The organism is Blautia sp. OF03-15BH (assembly GCF_003463065.1).
GTDB lineage: Bacteria > Bacillota > Clostridia > Lachnospirales > Lachnospiraceae > Limivivens.
Genome location: NZ_QSCM01000007.1, coordinates 130,867 through 149,463 on the forward strand (window position 1 = coordinate 130,867; position 18,597 = coordinate 149,463).

Genomic DNA, 18,597 nt, shown 5'->3' on the forward strand with positions numbered 1-18,597 from the left:
GAAAGGATGTTATGGTTAACTTAATTATACGACTGACGGAAGTGGAATTGACCACAGGGAGTATAAGGATAGATGAGCCGACCGTCTGGGCAGAAGAAACCCGGAGTGTCGGTTTTATTTTGCAAAAATGCAGATCGAGACAGATACGGGTACAAAAGAACAAGTCACAAAAAGGAGACGAAACCATGGAATTATTATCTTTGGAAAAGGAACTGAAAGAAAATTCTTATCCCGGAAGAGGAATCGTGATCGGCCGGAGCCAGGATGGAACCAAAGCGGTGACCGCCTACTTTATCATGGGAAGAAGTGAAAACAGCAGAAACCGTGTATTTGTGGAAGAAGGAAAGGGCATCCGTACACAGGCATTCGACCCGTCCAAGCTTACTGACCCAAGCCTCATCATCTATGCTCCCGTCCGTGTTCTTGGAAATCGCACCATCGTTACAAACGGTGATCAGACGGATACCATTTATGAAGGAATGGATCAGGAACTGACCTTTGAGCAGAGCTTAAGATGCCGGGAGTTCGAGCCGGACGCACCGAACTACACCCCGCGTATTTCCGGTGTGATGCACATTGAGAACGGAAACTATGATTTTGCCATGTCCATCTTAAAGAGCAACAACGGCGATCCGGACTGCTGCCAGCGTTTCACCTTTGCTTACGATAAGCCGAAGGCCGGCGAGGGCCGTTTCATCCATACCTACAAATGCGACGGTAATCCGCTCCCGAGCTTTGAAGGTGAGCCGAAACCGGTAGCCATTTCCGGTGATATCGATGCTTTTACAGAGCTTGTATGGAACAGCCTCAATGAAGAGAATAAAGTTTCCCTGTTTGTCCGTTACATTGACATTGCCACCGGAAACTATGAAACCAGAATCGTAAATAAAAACAAATAAGAAAGGAAGAGCAGATCATGAAAGAACTTGCTTTAAAATATGGATGCAACCCCAATCAGAAACCGTCCCGCATTTATATGGAAGATGGAAGTGAGCTTCCCATTCAGGTACTTTCCGGCAAACCGGGTTATATCAATTTCCTGGATGCGTTCAACGGCTGGCAGCTGGTGAGCGGTCTGAAGAAAGAAACCGGACTTCCGGCAGCGACTTCCTTTAAACACGTATCTCCGGCAGGTGCGGCAGTCGGTCTTCCGCTTACCGAGACACTGGCAAAAATCTACTGGGTAGAGGATATGGACTGGAAAAACTTCTCCCCGCTGGCCTGTGCTTATGCAAGAGCCAGAGGCGCAGACCGTATGTCTTCCTTCGGAGATTTCATTGCTCTTTCCGATACCTGTGACAAAGATACCGCTCTTCTTATCAAGAGAGAGGTTTCTGACGGTGTGATCGCTCCGGGCTATACCGAGGAGGCTCTGGAGATCCTTCATCAGAAGAAAAAAGGAAACTACAACGTGATCCAGATCGACCCGGATTACGTTCCGGATCCCATCGAGCGTAAGCAGGTGTACGGCGTGACCTTTGAGCAGGGCCGTCAGGAGCTGGCGATCGATGATCAGCTGATCTCTAATATCGTAACAAAGAATAAAGAGCTGAGTGAGGAAGCAAAGAGAGATATGAAGATTTCTCTTATCATCCTCAAATACACCCAGTCCAACTCCGTCTGCTTCGTAAAAGACGGACAGGCTATCGGCGTAGGAGCAGGTCAGCAGTCCCGTGTACATTGTACCCGTCTGGCAGGACAGAAGGCAGACAACTGGTTCCTCCGTCAGTGCCCGAAGGTTCTGAACCTGCCTTTCCGTGAGGACATCAAACGTGCGGAGAGAGATAACGCCATTGATGTATATATCGGTGAGGAGTATATGGATGTCTGCGCAGATGGCGCATGGGAGCGTATCTTTACAGAGAAGCCGTCTGTTTTCACCAGAGAAGAGAAACGTGCATGGCTGGATCAGATGACCGGCGTTACCCTTGGATCCGATGCATTCTTCCCCTTCAGCGACAACATCGAGCGTGCGCATAAGAGCGGTGTTCAGTACATCGCAGAGCCGGGCGGATCTGTCCGTGATGAGGATGTCATCGCAACCTGCGACAAATACAACATGGTAATGGCGTTTACAGGAATCCGTCTGTTCCACCATTGATCTTTTTTATACAGACAAAAGCTTTGTCCCCTGCTTCCCGAAAGAAGCAGGGGCTTTTCCATTCTGCCCACAAGGGATGAAAAAACGGTTTTACTTGCATAAATCCTGTTTTTGTTGCAAAATGAGCAGGATAGAACAAACAGAAACAGGGAGATGATCAGATGCTTACCAGAAGACTTTTTGAAGAAAATGTAAAAACACAGCGTTTTGAAGCGCGGGTATTGTCCTGCACAGAAGAAAAAGGAAAATATCACATAGAACTGGATGCTACAGCTTTCTTTCCGGAGGGCGGCGGTCAGCCGGGAGATCAGGGAGAACTTTTTCCAGGTTTAAAGGAAGACGGAGAGCCGGTGAAGGTTCTGGATACCAGAGAAAAAGCCGGTGTGATCTTTCATGTGACAGACAAGGCCATTTTGGAAGGAACGGAAGTCCTGGGACGGCTGAACTGGGATAAACGTCTTCGGAATATGCAGAACCACAGCGGAGAGCACATCCTTTCCGGTCTGATCCATGCAAAGTACGGATATAATAATGTAGGTTTCCATATGGGAAGCGATGCCGTGACACTGGATCTGGACGGTGTCATTGCTCCGGAAGAACTGCCGGAGTTTGAATGGCAGGTCAACGAAGCGATCGAGAAAAACCTGGAGATCGAAGTTTTCTATCCAACCAGGGAAGAACTGGAGCACATCGATTACAGGAGCAAAAAAGAGATCGAAGGTCAGGTACGGATCGTCCGGATCGGGGCTTATGATACCTGTGCCTGCTGCGGAACCCATGTGGAACGTACCGGAGAGATCCGTCTGATCAAGCTTCTGGGACTTCAGAATTATAAAGGCGGTGTCCGGATCTCCATGCTGACCGGAAAAGACGCGATCGATGATTATGAGAAAAAGCATGCCACGATCCAGGAGGCAACGCATCTTCTTTCCGTGAAGCCGGATCAGGTGGACAGTGGGATTCGGAAGCTTCTGGAGGCAAATGCGGCTCTGAAGTCAAAACTCATTGCTTTTCAGCGCCAGGTCGGAGAAGAAAAAGCCAGCGCGGTTTTGGAAGGAACAAAGAAGGTCTGCTTCCTGGAGCCGAATTTCCAGAATGATGAGCTCCGTGAGATGTGCAACAAAGCAGCTGTGAAGGCAGAACTTGTGCTTGGCCTTCTGCCCATCCGGGAAGGCATGTGCCAGTATGTACTGATCAGCACCCGAAAAGATGTCCGTGAAGCAGGGAAAGAGCTGAATTCCAGATTTCAGGGAAAAGGAGGCGGTCAGCCCTCCATGGTACAGGGCACCCTGATGGCAGACGGAGAAGAGATCCGCAGCTTCTTTCTGGATGCTTTGAACGCAGAGTAAGCGTTTCACCGCTTCAAGTGCGCGGAGCACGAAGAGGATTGCGAATGTCCGCGTTACCGTTGTTTCGGAATCACTATGAAAAAGTTTAGATTTTCTTAGGACTTTTTTGAAAAAAGTTCTTCTTTCTGACACAGACTCATCACAATTGAACTCTATAATGGAGTTCAACAAAGCAGTGATTGCTTTTTCATATATACTTTTCTCTCTTTTCTTGGGACCTGTGTAAGCGGCACGGGTCCTTTTTCTGTCCGGCTTATAAAAACCCCTTTTCGCGGAAATCCAGGAACAATTTTTCCAATGCTTCCGGGTCATCGGAGACTTTCTGAAGCTCATCAAAGCGTTTCTCACGGAGCAGCAGCCGGTTGACGGAGCACATCGCAGAGATGCCACGGGAGTCTTCCGGAGAAAAAAGAGGGTGTTTTGCGAATAAGGCTTTCAGTTCCCGTTCCCGAAGCACTTCTTCCAGAAGAGGGGCGGCAGAAGCGAGAATCGGAAAATGCCGGCTCAGGAGTGGAAGCTCAGAAGCCTGGCGGACCAGAAGAAAGAGCGAAAAGGCATAGAGATTGGGAAAAGCTGGCAGTACGGGCTGGAGAGCGGAAAGATTCAGACTGCGGCAGGAAAGGGACGGACCGGAAGAAGTGAAATTTCCATAGAAAAAGGGATTTTTCTGATCCGGTTCCTGAAAAAGAAAAAAGATACGGAGAAATTTTTCCGGAAAACCGGGTTGTGGAGAGGAAAAAGGAAGAGGAGAAGCAAAAGAAGCAGAGCGGGAAAAGAACGGGATGATCTCCAGAAGAAAGAACTCTCCGGAATCGGTCCGTACCCGAAGGCAGAAGCCGTTTTCGCAGAGGCTTCCGGGATACCAGACGGCAGATAACAGCCGTTCCGGGGGCAGACCGGTCAGTGCGGCGGCGAGAAGCTTTCGGGCGGCAGGGTATTTTTTGAAAAAAGAGAAAAAAAGAGCAGGCTGAAAGACCCAGCTGGAGAAACGTGCGGACATAAAAAAACCTCCGGGAAGAAAAAGGGATAACAAGCAAAAAGAGACGTTGCCCAATAAAATAGGCTGTGCTAGAATAAACGGGATGATGTAAAAGCAGACAAATCCAAAGAACTGAAATGAAATTTCCATTATCATATCAGAAAAAAGGAAAACTGTCAATCTGTAATCCTTCAAAACTACAGAAAATCCATGAAAAAATGAAGGAACAGTTTGCAAAGACATCCATTGGAGGAAACGTACATGCAGAAGAAGAAAACAACCGGCAGCTGTGAAAGCTGCACCTATTATGCTTACGATGAAGACTATGAGTGTTACATCTGTGAGATGGATCTGGATGAGGACGAGCTGGTGCGCTTTCTCTCCGACACCCATTATGACTGTCCTTACTACCGGAATGGCGACGAATATCTGGTAGTCAGGAAGCAGATCTGATGAAAGGAGAATTATCATGAAGAACAACAAAAAAACAACAGGCATCATCGCAGGGCTCCTGCTCCTGATCGTTGTCCTGGTGGCAGCGGTCATCGCCCTGTTTGCCGTTCGCGGTAAAAAGGAGAGTACAGAAGGCAGCACAGAAACCATCGATACGGCAGGAAAACACCATATCGAGATCCAGGTGAAGGATTACGGCACCATCAAGGCAGAGCTGGACGGGGATGCCGCTCCGATCACAGTGGCCAATTTCCTGAAACTGGCTGAGAGCGGTTTTTACGACGGACTGACCTTCCACCGCATCATCGACGGCTTCATGATCCAGGGCGGAGATCCCAAAGGAAACGGAACCGGAGGAGCAGATAAGACCATCAAGGGTGAGTTTTCACAAAACGGTGTGGAAAACAAGCTCTCTCATGTAAGAGGAACCCTTTCCATGGCACGTTCACAGGATATGGACAGCGCCAGCTCCCAGTTTTTCATTGTCCAGAGTGACTGTACTTACCTGGACGGCCAGTATGCTGCCTTTGGAACCGTGACGGAAGGGATGGAACTGGTGGACAAGATCTGCAAAGACACGCCGGTACAGGATAACAACGGAACCGTCAGTGCCGCTGATCAGCCGGTGATCGAGAGTATCAAAGTGATCGACTGATCATGAAACAGAAAGAATTTATGCTGGGTGATATCCCTGTCACCATGGAACGGCGGAAGGTGAAAAATCTGAACCTCTATGTGCAGCCGCCGGAAGGCCGTGTTCTGGCAACGCTTCCCTGGCACATGCGGGAAGACGAGGCGGTCCGCTTCATCCGGAGCAAGGAAAGCTGGATCCGCCATGCCCGGGAAAAGATAAAAGAGCGGGAGCAGTCCGCGGAAACCCCGCTTCCTTATACGGAGGAAGAGATCAGCGCATTGAAACATACCGTTCTTCGCCTGGCAGAATACTGGGAGCCCATTATGAAAGTCCACTGCACCGGCTGGCAGCTGCGGGAGATGAAGACCCGCTGGGGAAGCTGTACGGTGGAAACCGGGAAGATCCGGCTGAATGCAAGGCTTGCCCGAAAACCGGAGACCTGCGTGGAATACGTTCTGGTCCACGAACTCTGCCATCTTCTGGAACCCAGCCACAATGCCCGTTTTCATCGGCTGATGGACGGATTTCTGCCGGACTGGCAGGCGAGAAAGCTGCTTTTAAATCAAAAAGAATAAAAAAACGTAGATCCGGAGATACTTTCCTTGTCTGTAACTGTTCAGCAGCTTCACAGGCTGCAATATTCTGCAGGAAAGAAGGAATGTTCCATGACAACAGAGATCGATCTTTTAAACACGATTCACGAGTATGCGGACATGGGGCTGGACGGGCTGAACCAGGTGATCCCCCTCTCCTCGGATCCGTCCTTTACCAGAGAGCTTCAGCATCAGAAAAGTGACTATGAAGAAGCCTTGAAGAAAAGCGAAGAGCTTCTGGAAGAACGCCATGTTTCCCGGGGAAAAGAAGCCGGCCCCGTGGCGAAAATGATGAGCACAGTCATGACACGGGCCAAAAACCTGGTGGATCCGTCCACGTCCAGGCTGGCAGAAATGGTCTTTCAGGGAAACAACATGGGGATCACCGAGCTCACCAAAGGCATCAATGATTACCACGGAGAGGATAAAGTGGTTTTAAGCTTTGCCGAAAAACAGCTGAAACAGGAAGAACATCACGCAGAAACCATGAAGAAGTACCTTTGATGCACACCCCGCCCCAACAGGCGGGGATTTTTTTCTTGAAGAAAAGCTTTTGCTTATGATATACTTGCACGAGATGACGATCCCTCCTTTTCGTATGGAAACGGGGGGATATTGTGAGTTTGACCCAGATAAGGAGTTTTTATATATGAATCTATTCGACACGCTCCCCGGCAGCTTTTTCAACTGTCTGGCCAGCGGGAGCAGCAACCGCATCTATGCGGACTGCCTGCTTCTCATCTATCACGAATATGACCGGGAGATCACTTACCGGATCCCGAGAAGTCAGGTCCGGGATGCCCTGGCCGTCTATCTGATGGAGCACCAGATCGAGCATCTGGAAGAAGAACCGGAGGAAAATACAAACTATAATGAGCTTGCCAACGGTGTGATCCGCCGCTTCTGCTCGCGGGAAGTGGGCTGGCTGGAAGAAGACATTGACGATGCCACGTATGAAAAACACATCATCATGACAGAGCAGGGCGTTCTTCTCTCCGAGTTTCTCCAGCAGCTGATGAAACCGGAACGGGAGGAATTTTCCAGCTATATTTTCAATGTCTATAACATTCTGAAGGATCCGGACCAATGGGAGGACGATCCCTATATCAACGGTCTCAGGGCGGTTTACCGCAATGCCAAACTTCTTTCCAAAGCTCTGAAACGCCTGGCTACATTTATCAAAAAGATCATCGAGCGGATGGTCCAGGAAGAGACTATGGAGAGTCTGACGGAAAATATCCTGGAGTACTGCGAGGGCGATTTTATCAAAGAATATGCCCGTCTGACCAAGCAGCAGAACATCCATATTTACCGTTCCTATATCCGTCTTCGCCTGGAAGAAATCCAGAATGATGCCGCTCTTCTGGAAAAAATGGCTGATGGCTGCAGCCTGGAGGAGAACCGGAGCAAGGAAGAAAGCCGGGCTCAGGTTCAGGATATGCTCCATACGATCCGCCAGTTTTTTACGGAGGATTACGATGAGATCATGCGTGATATCAAGCACAAGATCACCGTCTACCTTCAGCTGGCGATCGGAAGAGCCCGTTTTATCCGGAACAGGAGCCGGGATATCCGGGGAAATGTCGAGCAGACCATCCGGATCCTGACGGAGGAAATGGATGATCTGGGCTGGAAGGATGACCTTCCGGAGGAAATGAATCCGCTGTTTGATCTGGAGAGCAATGAATTCCTGGATCTGGATTCCATCCGCTATCCGCGGAAAAACCAGCGGATCGCCAAAGCTTCCCAGGTGGAAGTGGAGGATATGACAGAGGAGGACATCGAGCGGGCACGGCTGGCGCAGGAGCGTGAGGCAGAAAACCCCTATTCCAAGGAAAAAATGAAATCCTATGTGGAACAGGTCATGGGAAGCCGGAAGGAGCTTTCCAGTGATGATCTTCCACTGGACAGCAAAAACGAACTGCTCAGTGCACTTTCCGCCGTGGCCTACGGTAAGGAAAATGGCTTTGAGATCCGGGTGGAAGAGGGCTATATGGAACTGCAGCAGATGCTGATCCGGCGATTTACCATAGAAAAAGAGGAGAACAACGAATGAATATAGAAGAATTCTGGGAGAACTTTACCTCTTCTGAGAAGGATCTGTTTCAGAAAAGCTGCAGAAGACTTCTGAAACAGACCTTTATTGTCCGTGACCGGGACGAGGAGAGTAAGCGTGCCTACTATTTTATTTCCAAAAATCCGGAGCCCTTTTCCGTCTATCTGGGCTACATCGGCTTTGATGTACTGACGGACCGCGAGAACGGTGTGGTCATGCTCCGGAACTGCCGGGATATGGGGGAAAACGGCCGGCTCCAGATCAATCATGTAGCCCTAAAAAAGATGGAAAGCGTGGTGCTTTGCTGCCTCTGGGCCATGTATGCGGACCGGATCCGCGCGGGAAGCCTTTCCAAAAATATCACAGTTACACTGACGGACCTTCGCTTTGAACTGGAAAAATACAAGGTGAAGGATCAGATTGACAAGAGCACGATGACGGCCATTCTGTCTCTTTTTTCCAGATATCAGCTCTTACAGGTGGTGGGCAGGATCGGTGACGATGACTGCCGGATCTGCCTTCTGCCCTCCATGCAGTTTGCTCTGGATCCCGATGAATTCCAGAACTTTGTAAATACGGCAGAAAAGCGGATGCAGGAACGGTGGAACGAGACAGAAAGCGAAATGGATGAGGAGGAGCAGGATGCAGACACAGACACCGATGAATAGGAAATCAGCGACCAGACTGCTTCTGGTACAATGGTCCCGTTTTCAGAATGTTTCCGTAAAACTGGAAGGTTCCACTCTTTTTACCGGTATCAACGGAAGCGGAAAATCCACGATCCTGGATGCCGTGACCTACCTGATCACGGGAAACACCCAGTTTAACAAAGCGGCAAAGGACAGAGACCGTACGGTGCTTGGCTATGTCCGCGGCGATACCAAGAGCAATGGCACGGCCAGATACCTCCGTTCTGGAGAGGTCATCAGCTACGTGGCAATGGAGTTTGATGACCCGGTGGCCGGAGCCCCCCTGGTGGTGGGCGTCTGCATCGAATCGCCCAATGAGACGGCAAAACCGGCCAGCAGCTGGTTTATCCTGCCGGAAACGACGCTGGATCAGATCAATTTTGCCCGCCGGGAAGGAAATATGCTCTGGATCACGCCGAAAAATGAACTGACCGTCCGCGGGGAGCGCTTAAAAGGAAATGCCTTCCTTGGAAGAGAGCGGGGAACAGAGCAGGTGATCCGTGCGCTCGGCCTTCGCTGCGGCGTCAGCAAATACCGCGGAAAGCTGTTGAAAATGATGGCCTTCCATCCGGAAAATAACATTGACCAGTTTATCCAGGAATGTGTACTGGAACCTGGAAAAATCGAATCCCTGAGTGAACTCCGGGAACAGCGTCAGCAGTTCGAACGGCTGCAGGATGTGTATGTGCGCCTGAGCGAAGGAAAGAGCCAGCTGGAGGTCATTGAGAAACGAAGCCAGGATTATGAGAAAAAGAAACGCACCCTTCATATCCGGGAACTGCTTCTCAGCTATCAGGATCTGCAGGTGCTGGAGCAGGAAGAAAAGGAAGTCCAGAGCCGGAAGTCGGTTCTGGAGGAACAGCTGAAGGATCTGGAAAAGCGTCAGACCGAGCTGGAAGAGGCACAGAAAACAGCCCAGGAGCGTCTTCGTATCGCAGAAAACAGCGCCGTTTTTCAGGATATGAAGGAAACCATGGATTCCCTGCAGCGTCAGATCGATGCCGCCGCCGTGGAAAGCCGTGTCTGGGAGCAGCGTCTGAAAGAGCTGGTGGCGCTGGAACAGAAGCTCACAGAGCTTGGCATTCTTCTTCGGAGAGATCTTCCGCTGGAAACAGAAGAGCAGAAGGCGTTGAGCCGGCTTTCCGGCATGGAGATGGATACGGAGACCAAGATTTCCGTTTTTCAGAAATACGGAGAAAAGGTAGACCAGCAGGATACGCTTTACGAGCAGAAGAAGATCCACCTGCAGGATCAGATCCGGGCCAGAGAGAAAGAAATGGCGGAGATCACGGAGAAGATCAGAAAACTGGAAGCCAACTGTCTGGTCTTCCCGCCGGAGATCGAGCGTGCCAGAAAGCTGATCCGCCAGGAACTGAAAAATCAGGGCATCGATACGGAGGTCTTTATTTTTGCAGAGCTCGTACAGGAAGTGGTGGATCCGGAATGGCGGAGGGCGGTGGAGACCTTCCTTGGCAGAAAGCGCTTTTATCTGATTGTGGATGGCGCATACTGCGGCAAGGCCATGCGGGTCCTGAAGGAGAAGAAGCTTTATTCTGCCAACGTAGTCCTCACGGATAAGCTTCCGGAGAGCGAAGTGAAAAAAGGCTCGGCTGCGGAAATTTTAAAGATCCCCAATGTCTATGCCAGACGGTATGCCAATTCGCTTTTGAACGGGATCCATCTTTGTGAGGATCTGGATGAGCTTCATGATTATCCGAAGGGCGGTCTCACCAGAGATGGCATGCTGGCAAAAAGCTATGCCGTCTCTCCGATGGATCTTTCCGGAACAGAGCTCTGTCTCGGAGAGGATGCGATCCGCCTTCAGCTGGAGCAGACGAAGGAGGAACGCCGGGGGAAAGAGACTCTTCAGAGAAAGGACAAGGATGCCCTTGCGCGTATCCTGGACTGCCGCCGTCAGATCGTCGGGATCGACTGGGATCCCGGTCATTACGAATTCAGTGCGGCGGAATCACTGGAAAAGAGTAAGAAAACGAAGCGGAAGCTGGAAGCGGATCTTCAGGCGATCCGTGACAATCCGGATTTTACAGCGGTCTTAAAGGAGCAGGAAGCGGCCCGGGAGCAGGCGAAGGACGCCAATGCGGCCGTGACGGAAAATTCCCTGAAAATGGGAAAATGCGGAAACTCCATCGAGGGTTACAGCAAGGAGCTTACCGGTATCCGGGAGTCGATCGCATTGAAAAAGCAGGATTATGAGGAAAAATGCGATCTCCATCTGGAATTGAAGACACCGATGCTGGAAGAGTATGAGAAGCTCCGGAAAAAGAAAGACGGGGCGCTCAAGGTACTTACGCAGAGAAGTGTGGATAACTCGAAGAGCGATGTCAAAGAGTGTGAAAAACTTCTGGAAAGCGCCCAGCTGGAGTACTGCCGTCTTTCGGAGCTGGATATCAATCAGCGGGGCGTGGGATATATCGCGTTTTACCGGGAAGAGTACCGGAATCTGGCTCATGTGAAGATCGAAGAGGCCAGACAGCGGCTGAGTGAGCAGGCGGAGAAGCTGGAGAGTGCTTTCATGAATGATTTCGTAGCGGAGATCGATGAGTCTGTCCGGGATGCAAAGCGGGAAATGGAAGCAATCAACCGGGAATTGAAGCAGATTCCTTTTGGAAGCGATACGTACCGCTTTGTCATGAAGGAGCGGCCGGACCGTTCTATTTTCTTCCGGATCTGCCGGAAGCTGCAGGATTATATGAGTTCTGCGGAGGCTTATATGAATTCCGGACGGGACGATGAAGAGATGGAGCATGACATCAAGGAGTTTATGAACATCATTTTATCCGAGGAGGATGAGCAGGAATATACGGATTACCGCCGGTATTTTTCCTACGATATGGAGATCGTGAGCCGGCAGGGCGATCAGGAGATCGTGGCCAATCTGTCGAAGAAGCAGGGTTCCGCCAGCAACGGTGAGAAGCAGACGCCGTATTTTATCATTCTGGCGGCCAGTCTTTTGCAGTGTTATCCGAAGAACAGCTGCTGTGCACGGCTGGCATTCATTGATGAGGCGTTTTCCGCTCTTTCCCGTGAGCGGATCGAGCAGATGGTGAAATACTTTGAAGAAAATGATTTTCAGGTCTTTTATGCGGCTCCCCCGGAGAAGATCAGCAGCATCGGAGCGTTTATCCAGTCTACGGTGAGCCTGGTGTGTACCGGAAGGTATACGAATGCAGTGGAAGGGTTGGTAAAAGAATAAATGGCTTCGAGGACGCGCCGCCTGGCATTCCGTCCGATTTTCCGTTGCGGCAGGGCGAAATTCTAAGGCTTGCCAAAATCTGCTAAAAACATTCGCAAAAATCCAGAACTCGCTTCGCTCAGACAATGGATTTTTGCTCATAACGCAGATTTCAGCGAGCCAAGAATTTCTGCTCTGCCGCCACAGGAAAAACGGGCGGAAGCGCCAGGCGGCGCTGTGTTATGTATAAGCCTTAAATCTTAAAAAAATATAAAAATTTCGTTGACGAATGATGTCAGAAAAGGTATTCTTGTAAAGATAGAATAAATTAAAATATCTTGAGGAGGCACACTATGAACGAAAAAAATGGAACGATCAAAGATGCCCGGACTCTGGGGATCCCGCGGATGCTGCTTCTCGGACTTCAGCATATGTTTGCGATGTTCGGAGCAACGATCCTGGTACCGATTCTGGTCAACACTTATTTTAACGGTGAGGGACTTTCCATCCAGGTTACCCTGATCTGTGCAGGTCTTGGAACGCTGTTTTTCCATGCCTGTGCGAAACTGAAGGTACCGGCTTTTCTGGGCTCATCCTTTGCATTCCTTGGCGGCTTTTCCACGGTTGCAAATCTGGATACCGGCATCTTTGCAAATATGACGATGGGAGAAAAGCTTCCCTATGCCTGTGGTGGTATCGTGGTAGCCGGTCTTCTGTATCTGATCCTGGCTCTGGTGATCAAGCTGGTAGGCGTAAAGCGTGTTATGCATTTCCTGCCGCCAGTTGTAACCGGTCCGATCATCATCTGCATCGGTCTTTCTCTGGCACCTTCCGCTATTACCAATGCATCCACGAACTGGCTCATTGCGCTGATCGCTCTGGCCACGATCATTGTTTTCAATATCTGGGGAAAAGGAATGCTTAAGATCATTCCGATCCTTATGGGTGTTGTGATCTCTTATGCAGTGGCTCTGGTGATGCATCTTCTCGGAATGACAAATCCGGACGGCAGTGCCATCCTGGATTTCTCAGCCGTTGCTTCTGCAGCCTGGGTAGGACTTCCTCCTTTCCAGCTCTGCAAATTTGACCTGACTGCGATCATGGTCATGGCACCGATCGCACTGGCAACCATGATGGAGCACATCGGCGATATGTCAGCCATCTCTGCAACCGTAGGAGAGAACTTCCTGGCAGATCCGGGTCTTCACAGAACGCTTATCGGTGACGGTCTTGCTACTTCCTTTTCCGCTCTGGTAGGCGGTCCGGCGAACACAACCTACGGTGAGAACACCGGTGTGCTGGAGCTCAGCCGCGTGCATGATCCGCGCGTTATCCGTATCGCAGCCGTATTTGCAGTGATCTTAAGCTTCATCCCGAAAATGGCCGATATCATCGGTTCCATGCCGTCTGCCATCATCGGTGGTGTCAGCTTTATGCTTTACGGAATGATCTCTGCGATCGGTGTACGTAACGTAGTAGAGAACCGTGTAGACCTGACCAAATCCCGTAACCTGGTGATCGCAGCTGTGATCCTTGTCAGCGGTCTGGGCTTTTCCAGCGGACTGACCTTCAATCTGTTCGGCACTCCGGTAACACTGACCGGACTGGCCATTGCAGCCATCGCAGGTATCCTGCTCAACGCGATCCTGCCGGGCAACGATTATGAATTTGGTGAAAACCTCGAGGGAGATATCAACCGTGGTGTTGCGATCAATCCTAAAGTGAAAAAGAAATAAAATATAGCAGGGGGGAAACCATCAGAGTCTTGCAGTCCTGGTTTCCCCCCTGCACCCCTCTTCCAGGGCACGCTAGAAAATAGTGGTGCTTACGTCATACAAAGGGTGCGTAAAATGACGGGTGGGTGTGTAACATATTGTGGTAAATGGATATGTTACACGCCTGCTCGTTTTTTGTATTTTGAAACTGATAGCTTGCATATATTATTTTAACAAATGTAGCAAGAATTCGCCCACCTCTTCAGGTGGTGAGATGAATTGCACATCTGAGCATATTTGCTCGCTTACTTTTTCATTCAAGCAGCATATCTGCTCAAAAAAGTCCTTATAGTACAAAAGAAACACTTCATGCACGCATCGATGCAGAAAGCCAAGGAACTTTTGGAAAAAAGTAATTGAGTGCTTAACTCTGTCTTGCTATAATTGAGACAGGGTTAGTTTTGAAGAAGATTATAATTTTCTTTCAAAATGGCTAAAATGAATTTGTGACACCAGTGGTGACACAAATTTGAAAGGTGGAATGTGCTTATGGGCAATGATTTGATATCAGCAGCCGGATTAATTCAGATAATAGATGAATCTCGACAAAGTGCCTTGAAGAAAGTTAACGAGGAGCTTATCAATATGTATTGGAAAGTTGGTGAGTTCTTGAGCAGGGAAGCTGAACAGGCAACTTTTGGTGATGCATATATTGATGGTATTGCAAGTGAAATACAGGAGGCGTTTCCCGGTATAAAGGGATTTACTCGAAGAGGACTTTATAGAATGAAGCAATTCTATGAAACTTATAAGGATAATGAAATTGTGACACCACTGGTGACACAAATTAGCTGGACGAATCACTTGCTGATAATGTCGGGGTGTAAGACTGATGAAGAGAGGGAATTTTATATCCGCCTTTGTATTAAGGAGAATTATTCTAAACGTCAGTTGGAGCGACAATTAGACAGTGGATATTACGAAAGATATATGCTATCTAAGGACGTGTTGTTACCGGAGTCGGTAAAGAAGTTAGGGGAGAATCCATTTCTTGATTCTTACGTTATGGAATTTTTGGATTTACCAAACGAATATCATGAAAATGATTTGCGAAAAGCTCTTATAAGAAATATGAAAGATTTCATATTGGAGTTAGGTAAAGATTTTACTTTCATTGATGAAGAATACAAAGTTCAGGTCGGAGGAGATGATTTCCGAATTGACTTATTATTTTATCACAGAGGTTTGCAATGCCTTGTAGCAATGGAATTGAAGATTGGCAAATTCAAACCGGAGTATATATCCAAGATGGATTTTTACCTTGAAGCATTGGACAGACAGGTAAAGAAAGAGAATGAAAACCCGAGTGTTGGCTTGCTCCTTTGTGCATCCAAGAATGATGAGGTGGTAGAATACGCCATGAGCAGAACGATGTCACCAATGCTGGTATCCCAGTATCAGTTACAGTTACCGGATAAGACTATTCTTGAGAAGAAACTGCAGCAGTTGGTCAATATTCCGCAGATTGAGGATTAAGGCTTATGGGTAAGGATATGATATTTACTCTGGAAAGAAGAGATAGACCTTCTCTGTAAAAAACTGTTTGGCACCTCCAGCGAAAAAAGAACCCTCGATATTCCGGGTCAGTTAAAATTTTTAAGCGCTTACCTTACAGTATAAATCCTCTTTCAAAAAATGAAAAATTTGTAACTGTTCAGGACGGAAGCTTGTTGCTGGAATAATTTCCGTAGTTTTCCACATACTAACTCCAAAGCAAAGCATTTTTACTAAAACAGAGCATTGGAGGAAAATAATGTGAAAGCTACCGGAATCGTAAGAAGAATCGATGACCTCGGCCGTGTCGTCATCCCCAAAGAAATCCGCCGCACCCTGCGGATCAAAGAAGGAGACCCTCTTGAAATCTTCACGGACCGCGAGGGCGAGATCATCCTGAAAAAATACTCCCCGATCGGGGAACTCAGCGCTTTTGCCAAAGAGTATGCGGAAGCCCTGGCAATGACCAGCGGCCACAGCGTCTGCATCACTGACCGGGATCAGGTGGTGGCAGCAGCAGGAAACAACCGGAAAGAATATGCCGGGAAAGCCATCAGCCGTCAGCTGGAAAATCTCATCCAGAACCGGGATCAGCTTCTGGTGAGCCAGAACCGGCAGAACTGCATCGCCGTGACAGCAGAAGAGAATGAATTCGCCTCTTCCGAAGCCATCAGTCCCATCCTGAGTGAAGGCGATGCCATCGGGGCAGTGGTCCTCCTGAACAAAGATACCCGCATCCGCATGGGAGATACCGAAAAGACACTGACCCGCTGCGCAGCCGGCTTCCTGGGAAGGCAGATGGAGTCCTGAACTGTGCATTCTGCTACAGAAAAACTCTGAAAATATTCTCGATTTGTTAATAAAAAAATGCATGGATGATGCCAGGCAAGTTGCAAAAAACGATAAAATGTGATAAAATAGAAGAAAATTTGTGGCTTTTCGAATCGTCGCCTTGCCGCGTTCGGAAAATGTGAAGGTTATACAGAAAAAGGAATCTGCCGACAGGGACAGAATGGCGTAGCTTACCCAAAAAGCCATCACAGCAAGGAATCCCATCGGTGGATTCCTTTTTGCGTTTAAGCAGAGCCAGGCAGTCTGCTGTAAAAAAGAGCGAGTCATGCTTGCATGAACGAGCTCTTTTTATAGCGGACTATGTGGCGAAGCCACACAGCGAGATGAAGCGAAGCGAAATCGAGCTGTAGCCTGGCGGAGTTCCAGAGGTCACCATGCTTGCATGAACGAGCTCAAGCTCCACCACCATCGCATACACAAAAAGGCAAGGGATAGAACAAAACGACAAGGAGAACAAACATGTGGTACGTCGTGCAGGTATGCACCGGCACCGAAGAAAGCATTCGGACCCAGTGCCAGAAGAAGCTTTCCCCGCCGGTCATGAAAGACTGCTTTATCCCTTATTATGAGGAGAAAAAAAGATACAAAGGAGAATGGCACACCCGGCAAAGAGTCCTCTTTCCGGGCTATATTTTTACCGTCAGTGACGATATCGAAGCCCTTCAGGAACAACTGAAAACGATCATCGGCTTGACGAGACTTCTTGGTACCGGCGGAGAGATCACTCCCCTTACGGACCGGGAACGGGATTTCCTTCTGAACCTCGGCGGAGAAGAACAGATCGTCCGGATGTCAGAAGGCGTGATAGAAAATGAAACCATACGGATCACCTCAGGCCCCTTAAAAGGCAAAGAAGCGTACATCCGTAAAATCGACCGCCACAAGCGGAAAGCCTGGCTGGAGCTGCCCATGTTTGGGAGGACACAAAGGGTAGAAGCCGGCCTTGAGATCACAGAAAAACGATAAACCCCTGTGGGAGGGGAAAAGGAGAAGGAGAGGGAAAATGTTATGAACTACAAACGGATCACACTCTTTGTGATGAACATTCTTACAATAATTGTTTCCTATCTGATCGCATATCTTATGCGTTTCGGAACCAATTGGAGAAACATGTTCAATGAAGGCAGCGATTATACCGTCGCAGCCTTTTTAGTTGCGTCTTTTTTACTGGTTTTCCTGTTTTATCCGGTGTCGACACCGGCGAAAGGCAGAGGAAAGCTGCACAGGCTGAAAGAAGCCTTTCTGTTTAATTTGTTTCTGTTTATGATCTTTACCACCGGTCTCTATCTGGCGCACATCAGCACCAACGCATCCAGACTGCTTTATTATTACTTCTTCTGCGTCAACTTTGTACTAACTTATCTCTGTCTGGAACTTCTTCACCGTGCCGAGCAGGACTACATTGCCTCACACAAAGAAAATACGGTGGTCTTTGCCAATCCAGATAATGTACTGGAAACCCTCCGAAAGATCGTGACCATGGGAAAACAGTACGATGTGACAGGAATTGCGATCTTTGAACGCGGAACTTACCGGTTCGAGCGCATCAGCCGCAATGACGCAGGCCATACCTACATACCGACGGATGATGCTGATATGATGACCTTCCTTACCAGAGAAGTGGTAGACAACGCCTTTATCTCCCTTCCGGACAGCCGTCGCTCCGACATAAGAGAGATCATTTCCACCCTGGATGAAATGGGAATCCATTCCTTCCTCATGCTGGACAGCTTCGTTGTAAACAATACCGAATCCCGTGTGGAAATGCTGGGAGACCAGCAGGTGATCCGCTTCGCTCCGCGCATCTTCAAAGAAAGCGAGCTCTTCGCCAAACGCTGTCTGGATATCGTGGGTGGTCTGGTGGGCTGCATCCTCTGTATCCTGATCGGACTCTTCGTGGCTCCGGCCATCTATCTGGATGATCCGGGTCCCATTATCTTTGCCCAGAAACGGATCGGCCGGAATGGCCGCCCCTTCAAAATGTATAAATTCCGCTCCATGTACACCGATGCGGAAGCCCGCAAAGCGGAGCTCATGAAAGACAATGAGATGAACGGCCTCATGTTCAAGATGAAAGACGACCCCCGCATCACCAAAGTGGGTAAATTTATCCGAAAGACCAGCATCGACGAACTGCCCCAGTTCTTCAACGTCCTGGGAGGAAGCATGTCCCTGGTGGGCACCCGTCCGCCGACAGCCGGAGAATATGCCCAGTACTCCCCGCATCACAAACGGAGACTGAGCTTAAAACCGGGGATCACCGGCATGTGGCAGGTATCCGGCCGGTCAGATATCACAGACTTTGAAGAAGTCGTGAAGCTGGATCTGAAATACATCGATGGCTGGAGCTTTCTGCTGGATATCAAGATCCTGTTTATGACAGTGGCTTCCGTAGTTACCGGAAAAGGCAGTGAATAAAAAGAAAAAGG

The 18,597-nt window shown here is 49.0% G+C and carries 16 protein-coding genes and 1 riboswitch; of the genes, 15 read left to right on the plus strand and 1 reads right to left on the minus strand.

Annotated features, from left to right (window positions below):
• The first annotated feature begins 18 nt into the window (after window positions 1-18).
• Window positions 19-98, plus strand: a riboswitch (ZMP/ZTP riboswitch).
• An 87-nt stretch (window positions 99-185) separates the two neighbouring features.
• The 3 genes from DXA57_RS09625 (at window position 186) to DXA57_RS09635 (ending at window position 3,450) form a co-directional block, all read left to right on the plus strand.
• A complete protein-coding gene (locus tag DXA57_RS09625; RefSeq protein ID WP_117767003.1) occupies window positions 186-899 on the plus strand; it encodes an IMP cyclohydrolase in 714 nt (237 codons plus the stop codon).
• A gap of 17 nt (window positions 900-916) precedes the next feature.
• Entirely contained in the window at window positions 917-2,101 is a 1,185-nt protein-coding gene (locus tag DXA57_RS09630) for a phosphoribosylaminoimidazolecarboxamide formyltransferase (protein ID WP_117767005.1), read from the plus strand.
• A 161-nt stretch (window positions 2,102-2,262) separates the two neighbouring features.
• Window positions 2,263-3,450: an alanyl-tRNA editing protein gene (locus DXA57_RS09635; protein ID WP_117767007.1), complete on the plus strand. Its 1,188-nt coding sequence runs from the start codon at window positions 2,263-2,265 to the stop codon at window positions 3,448-3,450.
• Window positions 3,451-3,703: 253 nt separating this feature from the next.
• Here the strand turns inward: DXA57_RS09635 and DXA57_RS09640 are convergent, their stop codons facing one another.
• Entirely contained in the window at window positions 3,704-4,450 is a 747-nt protein-coding gene (locus DXA57_RS09640) for a hypothetical protein (RefSeq protein ID WP_117767009.1), read from the minus strand.
• A 240-nt stretch (window positions 4,451-4,690) separates the two neighbouring features.
• On the opposite strand from DXA57_RS09640, the gene DXA57_RS09645 reads away from it, so the two are divergent.
• From DXA57_RS09645 to DXA57_RS09700, 12 genes are all read left to right on the plus strand, one after another.
• The gene (locus tag DXA57_RS09645; protein WP_117767011.1) at window positions 4,691-4,882 is read left to right on the plus strand and encodes a DUF6472 family protein; all 192 of its coding nucleotides are present in this window, start codon (window positions 4,691-4,693) and stop codon (window positions 4,880-4,882) included.
• 16 nt (window positions 4,883-4,898) lie between these two features.
• A complete protein-coding gene (locus DXA57_RS09650; protein ID WP_117767013.1) occupies window positions 4,899-5,537 on the plus strand; it encodes a peptidylprolyl isomerase in 639 nt (212 codons plus the stop codon).
• Between the two features lie 2 nt (window positions 5,538-5,539).
• Window positions 5,540-6,091: a M48 family metallopeptidase gene (locus DXA57_RS09655; RefSeq protein WP_243005759.1), complete on the plus strand. Its 552-nt coding sequence runs from the start codon at window positions 5,540-5,542 to the stop codon at window positions 6,089-6,091.
• A 90-nt stretch (window positions 6,092-6,181) separates the two neighbouring features.
• Window positions 6,182-6,613 (plus strand): hypothetical protein, encoded by a 432-nt coding sequence (locus DXA57_RS09660; protein WP_117767073.1) that lies wholly within the window; start codon window positions 6,182-6,184, stop codon window positions 6,611-6,613.
• 145 nt (window positions 6,614-6,758) lie between these two features.
• Window positions 6,759-8,165: a Wadjet anti-phage system protein JetA family protein gene (locus DXA57_RS09665; protein ID WP_117767017.1), complete on the plus strand. Its 1,407-nt coding sequence runs from the start codon at window positions 6,759-6,761 to the stop codon at window positions 8,163-8,165.
• Window positions 8,162-8,833: a DUF4194 domain-containing protein gene (locus DXA57_RS09670; protein WP_117767019.1), complete on the plus strand. Its 672-nt coding sequence runs from the start codon at window positions 8,162-8,164 to the stop codon at window positions 8,831-8,833. The genes DXA57_RS09665 and DXA57_RS09670 overlap by 4 nt, the downstream gene beginning before the upstream one ends.
• Window positions 8,808-12,068, plus strand: a complete 3,261-nt coding sequence (locus DXA57_RS09675) for an ATP-binding protein (protein WP_158571291.1) — start codon at window positions 8,808-8,810, stop codon at window positions 12,066-12,068. Before DXA57_RS09670 ends, DXA57_RS09675 begins: the two co-directional genes overlap by 26 nt.
• Before the next feature lie 332 nt (window positions 12,069-12,400).
• Window positions 12,401-13,783, plus strand: coding sequence for a uracil-xanthine permease family protein (locus DXA57_RS09680; protein ID WP_117767023.1), 1,383 nt, complete (start codon window positions 12,401-12,403; stop codon window positions 13,781-13,783).
• A 528-nt stretch (window positions 13,784-14,311) separates the two neighbouring features.
• Window positions 14,312-15,298, plus strand: a complete 987-nt coding sequence (locus DXA57_RS09685; protein WP_117767025.1) for a PDDEXK nuclease domain-containing protein — start codon at window positions 14,312-14,314, stop codon at window positions 15,296-15,298.
• A 279-nt stretch (window positions 15,299-15,577) separates the two neighbouring features.
• The gene (gene spoVT / locus DXA57_RS09690) at window positions 15,578-16,126 is read left to right on the plus strand and encodes a stage V sporulation protein T (RefSeq protein ID WP_117767027.1); all 549 of its coding nucleotides are present in this window, start codon (window positions 15,578-15,580) and stop codon (window positions 16,124-16,126) included.
• A 501-nt stretch (window positions 16,127-16,627) separates the two neighbouring features.
• Window positions 16,628-17,134 (plus strand): antiterminator LoaP, encoded by a 507-nt coding sequence (gene loaP, locus DXA57_RS09695; protein WP_117767029.1) that lies wholly within the window; start codon window positions 16,628-16,630, stop codon window positions 17,132-17,134.
• Between the two features lie 42 nt (window positions 17,135-17,176).
• The gene (locus DXA57_RS09700) at window positions 17,177-18,586 is read left to right on the plus strand and encodes a sugar transferase (protein WP_117767031.1); all 1,410 of its coding nucleotides are present in this window, start codon (window positions 17,177-17,179) and stop codon (window positions 18,584-18,586) included.
• Window positions 18,587-18,597: the final 11 nt, after the last annotated feature.